Here is a 7,053-nt window from a genome sequence, read left to right on the forward strand (position 1 = left end):
GTACTTCTGGTAGCGCCAGATTTCCAGATCGTCCCACACGGTCACCAGGAACTGTTTCTCGATGCGCCTTCGGACCACGTCCGGTGGTACGTCGGACTGGTCGCCGGGCACCCGCGGTTCCCAGATCGAGTAGAACATGTTGGAGTACCCGTCATCGACCGGCGTGCAGGCGAAGATCAGCCGGTGGTTCGACTGACCCTCGAAAACGCTGATGGCGCCGCCGAGTCCGAACATGTTGCTGTGGATCCGCAACGCCATCTGGTCCGGATCGTCGCTGCCGGCGGCCGGCCAACCGGTCAGGAACCGCCACTCCTGATCGGCGATGTTCCAGTCCAGCAGTTTCGGTGTCACGGTGGCGCGGTGCACGTATTGGAAGTGTGCGCTGTCGGGACCGTTCTCCGCGACGATCTGAGGGTGTACGGGTTCCCGTTCGGCGAATCTCGAGAACTCCGGATACGGACGGTAATAGGCCTTCGGGTCGGTCTCGTATTGCGGGAAGGACGCGAAGATGTCGGGCATCTCCCACTGCGGTTCCTTGCCGAGAGGGTGGTGCCAGACGAACACGCAGTCGTACTGCTCCATCACGGGATACACCCGCAGATGCAGCCCGCGATTGGGTTTGTCCGGCTGATAGGGGATGTACCGGTTGGTGCCGTCGGGACCCCAGCGCCAGCCGTGGAACGGGCACTCCACGCAGTCGTCGACCACCTTGCCGCCGTGGCCGAGATGGGCGCCAAGGTGCTTGCAGTGAGCCTCCATCACGTGCAGTTCGCCGGACTCGTCGCGGTAGGCGACCAAGTCCTCGCCGAAGTACGTCAGGGCCCTGGTCTCCCCGGCAGGGAATTCCGGCGACCAGCCGATCATGAACCAGCCGGTGACCTTCCAGGTGAACGGGACTTTCACGGGGGCTGTCCTCCACGACTTGGACCTACTACTGTAAGAGTTACGGTAACATGCGATCCTGGCGCTCCAGCCGACTCGTCCGTACGTTCCGAATGCGGGAGGAAGCGTGGTCACGGCCTCGGTTCGGGCGTCGACGACGAGCGGCACCGTGCAAGGGTTCGTGCGTGACGGCGTCGCGCGCTGGCGTTCCATTCCATATGCACGACCACCGCTGGGGCCGTTGCGATTCCGCACACCGCAGCCACCGCTTCCGTGGCGCGGTGTGCGGTACTGCGAGGACGTCGCCAACTGCGCGCCGCAGGATCCCCGCTACACGCTGTTGAGGCCGGGCGTCAGGCAGCCGATGGGCGAGGACTGCCTGACGCTCAACGTCGTCGCTCCTGCTGGAGTGTCCGCTCCGTTGCCCGTGATGTTCTTCATCCACGGCGGCGGTTACATGTTCGGCAGTTCGGCCACCCCGATATACGACGGCGCGTCGATCGCGCGGCGCGGTGCCGTGTACGTGTCCGCCAACTACCGGCTCGGCGCGCTCGGGTGCGTCGACCTGTCGTCGCTGTCCACAGCCGAATACCCGTTGGACGCCAACCTCTTCTTGCGCGACCTCGTCATGGCGCTGCGGTGGGTGCGCGACAATATCGCCGAGTTCGGCGGCGACCCCGACAACGTCACGATCTTCGGGGAGAGCGCAGGCGCTCACGCGGTCGCGACACTGCTTGCGGTACCCGATGCCGCCGGCCTGTTCCACCAGGCGATCTCGGAGAGCCCGCCAGGAGGACTCATCCACCACGCCGAGTATTCCGCCGAGGTGGCCAGGAAGCTGGTCGCCGGACTTGGTGCGGAGCCCGCGGACGGTGCGCGCGCCGTCATGACGGCGCGGCCGTCGCAACTCGTGCGGACCCTGGAGCGCGTCATGACGGCCACCATTCAGGAGACCCCGGACTCCTTCGGCATCGGCGCCACGTTTGGCGGCGACTACCTGCCACGCACCCACGTGGACGCGATGACACGCGGCGAGGCTCACCGCGTGCCGTTGATCATCGGAAGCAACGCCACCGAAGCGAGCCTGTTCGCTCGGTTCATGGACTACCTGCCGACCAACGAGCCCGTCATCGAGAGGTTCCTCGGTGGCGCGGAACCTGCTGTGGCACAGAGCTTGCGTGACTCGTACCCCGGCTATCCGAGCCGCGCGGCGTGCCTGGCCTTCGGCAGCGACTTCACCTTCGGAGCAAGGGCGTGGGAACTCGCGGAGGCGCACGCCCCGCACGCGCCCACCTACCACTATCGCTACGACTACGCGCCGCGGCCGCTGCAGTGGTCGGGCTTGGGGGCCACCCATGCAACCGAGTTGCTCGCCGTGTTCGACGTGTACGACACGCGGCTCGGAGGGCTGCTCACGGTGGCGGGGGACAGGGGTTCGGCTCGACGCGTCAGCAGGGACGTGCAGCGCCGGTGGAGGTCGTTCAGCAGGACCGGGGTGCCCGGCGACGACTGGCCCCGCTACACCGCCTCGGAGCGGGCGACGATGATCTTCGACCGCCGCTCGCGGGTGGAGGCCAACCCCTCAGGCGCACGACGCGAGGCGTGGGCCGCGCTCAGCGCCGCGCGCGGGAACCGTAGTCGGAGATGATGCGCGCGCGGGCGTAACTCAGTTCGCGCGAGAGGTCGTACCGCTCGGACAGCACGATCCAATGGAACGCGATGCCGAACGCGGCCGCGCTGATGTCGTTGACCGCACGCTCGACGTCGATGTCCGGTCGTACCGACCCGTCGTCGATTCCGGCTCGGAGACCTACCTCAACGGCCTCGACGCCACGCTCGAACCAGGTCTGCAGCCGAGCGCGTACCGGCGACGTCGTCTTGACGGCTTCGAAGGTCATCACGAACATCGCCCTCAGGAACTCATGGTCTTGCGCGTACAGGTCCTGAATCCGGCCGAAGTGCGCTACGGCGTTCTCCATCCCGGTGGCGTCGGGCTGTGTGGTTGGCAGGAGCCGCTCGACATATCCATGCTCGAAGAAGGCGTCCAGGATTGCATCCTTGCCACCGTAGCGCGCGTGCACCATCGCCCGGCTGTAACCAGCACGGCGTCCAATTTCGGCGGCAGTCGTTGCCTCCCAACCCTTCTCGGTGATCAACTCGGCAGCGGCCTCGACGAGCTTGCGGGCCGAGAGTTCGACCCGCTGTGGCTGGGTCAATCCGCGGGCGGGTGAGGGCACCCTTGCATATTAGACGCTCGACAACTAACTTGGTTGCGGACCGTCACATAGCTCGAAGGGGAGCCTCGATGTCAACCGTTGGCGTGCCGTCGGGCATCGAGGACGTCACGTCGTCTTGGCTCAGTGAGGCGCTCGGTGAACGGGTCGACGACGTCCACGCCGAGCAGATCGCGCAGGACAGCGGATTCTCGTCGTTGCTCTACCGCGTGCAGTTGACCGGCGACCGCGTGCCCGAGACGGTAATCGTCAAGTTGGCAGCGCAGTCCGAGGCGCGCGGAGCCATGGACATGCTGGGCGGCTACCGGCGTGAGCTGGCGTTCTACCAGAAGGTGGCAAGCCGTGGCCCCTTGGCGACCCCGCACGTCTACGTCGCACGCATGGCGCAGGACTCGGTCGACTTCGTGCTGGTGATGGAAGACCTCCGAGACTGGGAGAACGCCGATCACCTAGCCGGCCTGACGATGCGTCGGGTCGAGGTGTGCATCGCGCAGCTCGCCGGTCTGCACGCATGGTCGATCACCGAGGGCGATGTGCCCGAGGACTTTCCGAGCATCGACACACCGATCGCCCGCGACGTCTTCCTTCCCGTGTTCGCGTTGGGATGGCAGGTCTACCTGCGACACGCGGTGGTGCCCGTGCCGCCCGCGGTCGCACGGTATGCCGCACGTTTCGCCGAGTTGGCGCCGCAAGCTCTCGACGCCTTGAGCGAACGGTCCATGCTCCTGCACGGTGACATCAGGGCCGACAACATGTTCTTCGACGGAGATCGACTGAAGGTGGTCGACTTTCAGTTCGCGGCCCACGGCGTCGGTGTCGCCGACATCGGTTACCTGGTCAGTCAGGGACTGCCCACGGAGGTGCGTCAAGGACATGACGAGGCGCTGGTCCGCCAGTATCTCGAACGATTGCGCGAGCACGGTGTCGACGACTACGGGTTCGAGGAGGCCTGGCGCCATTACCGTTTCGCCGTGGCTTACTTGATGGTGCTCCCCGTGATCACGCTGGTGGGTTGGGATGCCATGCCAGAACGGTCCCGCGCGCTATGCATCAAGCTCGTCGAGCGGGCGGTGGCGACCGTCCACGAGACCAACGCTCTGGAGGTGTTCGGATGAGTGCCGTGGCCCGCACCGCGCGCGAGGTGGTCGAGCTGTACAACCTGGTCGTGTGGAACGAGGGAGACTTCGCCCTCGCCGAGGAACTGCTGGGTGACACCGTGACCAGGCACGAGGTAGGCGAGGCGATGGTGCTCACGCACGACCAGGCAGTGGCGCGCATCGTGGACCATATGGCGATGTTCGAGACGATCCGCTTCGACCTCAACGTCGTGGTTGCAGGAGACGACGGCGAGCACGTCGCCATCGTGTATCAGTCCCCGATGACGATGAAGGACGGCACGATGATCGACGTCGGAAGCATGGAGATCTTCCGGGTGGTCGATGGCAGGATCACCGAAGTCTGGAATTGTGGCTATAAACAAGGGGTTTGGGCATGACACGCGTACTCGATGAACTGGGCTACTACCTCTTGGCGGGTGCGGGCGGTGAGGGGCCCGCCGGGTTGATGGACGAGGCCCGCCGCGGTGAGGAACTCGGGTTCGGCACTGCGTTCATCTCGGAACGGTGGAACGTCAAGGAGGCGTCATCGCTCACCGGCGCGGCGTGCGCGGTGACCAGTCGGATCCAGATCGCAACGGCTGCAACCAATCACAACACCCGACACCCGCTGATCACCGGTTCGTATGCCACCACCATGCACCGACTGTCGAAGGGCCGTTTCACCTTGGGCATCGGGCGCGGTATCGCCGCGATGTACGGGGCCTTCGGCGTGCCGCCCGTGACCACCGCGCAGATGGAGGACTTCGCCAAGGTAATGCGCAAGCTGTGGCACGGGGAGCTCATCTTCAACCACGACGGACCGATCGGCAAGTACCAGTTGTTGTTCCTCGACCCGGACTTCAACGAGGACATCCGACTGGCCATCGTGGCCTTCGGCCCGCAGACCCTTGCGCTGGGGGGCCGCGAGTTCGACGACGTCATCCTGCACACCTACTTCACGCCGGAGACCTTGCAGCGCAGCGTGAAGATCGTGAAGGATGCCGCCGAGCAGGCCGGTCGAAATCCCGACGACGTGAAGGTGTGGTCCTGCTTCGCGACCGTCGGCGACCACCTGCCCGAAGAACTGCGACTGAAGAAGACGGTTGCCCGGCTGGCCACCTACCTGCAGGGCTACGGCGACCTGCTCGTCAACACGAATGGCTGGGATCCGGCTGTGCTGCAGAAGTTCCGGGACGACGAGGTGGTCCAGTCCATCGGAGGCGGTATTGACCACAAGGCCAGCGCCGGGCAGATCGAGCACATCGCGACCCTCATCCCCGATGAGTGGCTAGAGCCCTCTGCCACCGGCACTGCGCAACAGTGCGTCGACCGCATCCGCAAGGAGTTCGACTACGGTGCCGATGCGCTGATCATGCATGGCGCGACGCCCGACGAACTGGAGCCGGTGGTCGCGGCCTATCGCGGCAGCGTCGGCTAGCTGCGCCGCGCGGACCCGGCGGCCCGCCGCCACACGAGGCTGCTGTGCGTGGTCGCGCCAGCGTCGTCCGTCGTGGTCGCCGACAGCGTGAGAAGGTCACCGTCGACGCTCGCCTGCCGAAACTGGGGTTGTGCCAACAGCTCCGGCATCATCGACATGGAGACGTCGTGATGCAGGGTCGACGTCTGCTCGTCGACGAAGAAGGGTCCGCCGTAAGCGACGTAGGAGTCCATGTCCGAGTTCGCGAGCTGTGCCGACATGTAACCGTCTGCGGTGTACAGGATCAGGCCGCGCGGCTGGCTTCCGAGGGGGTGGCGGTCCTCGCCGGTGGCCACGTTGGTGGCGACGAACGACACCAGCTCCCAGGCGCCGAGGACGGCGTCCCGCAGTGTCGTGCTCGTGGTCGTGCTCACGGCAGGATGACGGTGCGGCTGACGGGCTCCGCAGCCGCCTGTCGACTGTACAGGCCCCGCTGCAGCCCGGTCAGCAGCGCATCCCTGGTCTCGCGTGGGTCGATGAGCTCGTCGAAGCCGAGGTGTTCGGCCGACCGGTAGGACGCCTCCAGTTCGGCGTCGCGCAGCTTGGCGGTCATGTCCTCCTCGGCATGCGTGGCACGGCTCAGCGCTGCGGCGCTCATCGCGCCCATCGTCGCGCCAGGGTAGGCGTAGGCCGCGACCTGTTGGTCGAAGCCGAGCAGCGACATCACCATCGACCCGAAGCCATAGGCCTTCCGCAGCGTGATGTGCAACTTCAGCGTCGTGGCTGCGGTCTGGGCCGCGAACATCCTTGCACCCGCACGCAATACGCCGCTGCGCTCCGAGCGGCTGCCCGGCATCATGCCCGGGTTGTCGGCGAGGAACACGATCGGCAGGTGGAAGGAGTCGGCAACCATGATGAAGTGCGCAGCCTTGTCGGCAGCGTCGGCATCGATCGAGCCCGCCATCACCTGCGGCTGATTGGCAACCACGGCCACGGGATGTCCGCCCAGATGCGCGAGTGCGCAGATGATGGCGCGGCCGAACTTCGGCTGTACCTCGAACCAGTCCGGATCGTCGAAGATCACGTCCAGGACCTTGCGCATGTCGTATACGCGCTTGTTGTCCCTGGACACGATGTCGAGCAGCTCCGGGGTCGGTCGCGGCGCCGTGGCCTCGTCGGCGGCCCGTTGCGCCGGATAGGACCACGCGCTCGGCGGAAAGTAGGACAGATAGCGTTTGACGTCGTCGATGACGTCCTCGTCCGTTTCGCCGAGGTTGTGGATCACCCCACTCTGCAACGCGACGGTGGGACCGCCGAGGTCCTCCTTCGAGATGTCCTCTCCCGTCGACTCCCGGACCACCGGCGGACCCGCGGTGAAGATGGCGCCCTGGCCGCTCATGATCCGGAAGTCGCACACCGGGGC

At 65.9% G+C, this 7,053-nt stretch carries 8 protein-coding genes; 4 read left to right on the forward strand and 4 right to left on the reverse strand.

Translation table 11 applies throughout. The annotated features are described in order from the left end of the window. A partial coding sequence (locus ACRDUX_RS18565; protein WP_526415488.1) for a Rieske 2Fe-2S domain-containing protein occupies positions 1–903 on the reverse strand: 903 nt, incomplete at its 3' end. 106 nt (positions 904–1,009) lie between these two features. Here ACRDUX_RS18565 and ACRDUX_RS18570 point away from each other — a divergent pair. Next, positions 1,010–2,530, forward strand: coding sequence for a carboxylesterase/lipase family protein (locus tag ACRDUX_RS18570; RefSeq protein WP_526415489.1), 1,521 nt, complete (start codon positions 1,010–1,012; stop codon positions 2,528–2,530). Here ACRDUX_RS18570 and ACRDUX_RS18575 read toward each other — a convergent pair. Beyond that, complete coding sequence (locus ACRDUX_RS18575; protein WP_526415490.1) at positions 2,496–3,119, reverse strand: TetR/AcrR family transcriptional regulator; 624 nt, start codon at positions 3,117–3,119, stop codon at positions 2,496–2,498. The genes ACRDUX_RS18570 and ACRDUX_RS18575 overlap by 35 nt on opposite strands. 68 nt (positions 3,120–3,187) lie before the next feature. Here ACRDUX_RS18575 and ACRDUX_RS18580 point away from each other — a divergent pair, with 68 nt between their 5' ends. The 3 genes from ACRDUX_RS18580 to ACRDUX_RS18590 are packed head-to-tail and all read left to right on the forward strand — an operon-like array spanning position 3,188 to position 5,651. Further along, entirely contained in the window at positions 3,188–4,231 is a 1,044-nt protein-coding gene (locus ACRDUX_RS18580) for a phosphotransferase (RefSeq protein WP_526415491.1), read from the forward strand. A gap of 5 nt (positions 4,232–4,236) precedes the next feature. Continuing rightward, on the forward strand, positions 4,237–4,611 hold the full coding sequence (locus ACRDUX_RS18585) for a nuclear transport factor 2 family protein (RefSeq protein WP_526415495.1): 375 nt from the start codon (positions 4,237–4,239) through the stop codon (positions 4,609–4,611). Beyond that, a complete protein-coding gene (locus ACRDUX_RS18590) occupies positions 4,608–5,651 on the forward strand; it encodes a TIGR03857 family LLM class F420-dependent oxidoreductase (protein ID WP_526415492.1) in 1,044 nt (347 codons plus the stop codon). The genes ACRDUX_RS18585 and ACRDUX_RS18590 overlap by 4 nt, the downstream gene beginning before the upstream one ends. Here ACRDUX_RS18590 and ACRDUX_RS18595 read toward each other — a convergent pair. Both ACRDUX_RS18595 and ACRDUX_RS18600 read right to left on the reverse strand, forming a co-directional pair. Then, positions 5,648–6,064, reverse strand: a complete 417-nt coding sequence (locus tag ACRDUX_RS18595; protein ID WP_526415493.1) for a lipocalin-like domain-containing protein — start codon at positions 6,062–6,064, stop codon at positions 5,648–5,650. The two genes, ACRDUX_RS18590 and ACRDUX_RS18595, sit on opposite strands and share 4 nt — an antisense overlap. After that, on the reverse strand, positions 6,061–7,053 hold a 993-nt coding region (locus ACRDUX_RS18600), incomplete at its 5' end, for a carboxyl transferase domain-containing protein (protein WP_526415494.1). The genes ACRDUX_RS18600 and ACRDUX_RS18595, both read right to left, overlap by 4 nt.

This window comes from Mycobacterium sp. (assembly GCF_050701675.1).
Lineage (GTDB): Bacteria > Actinomycetota > Actinomycetes > Mycobacteriales > Mycobacteriaceae > Mycobacterium.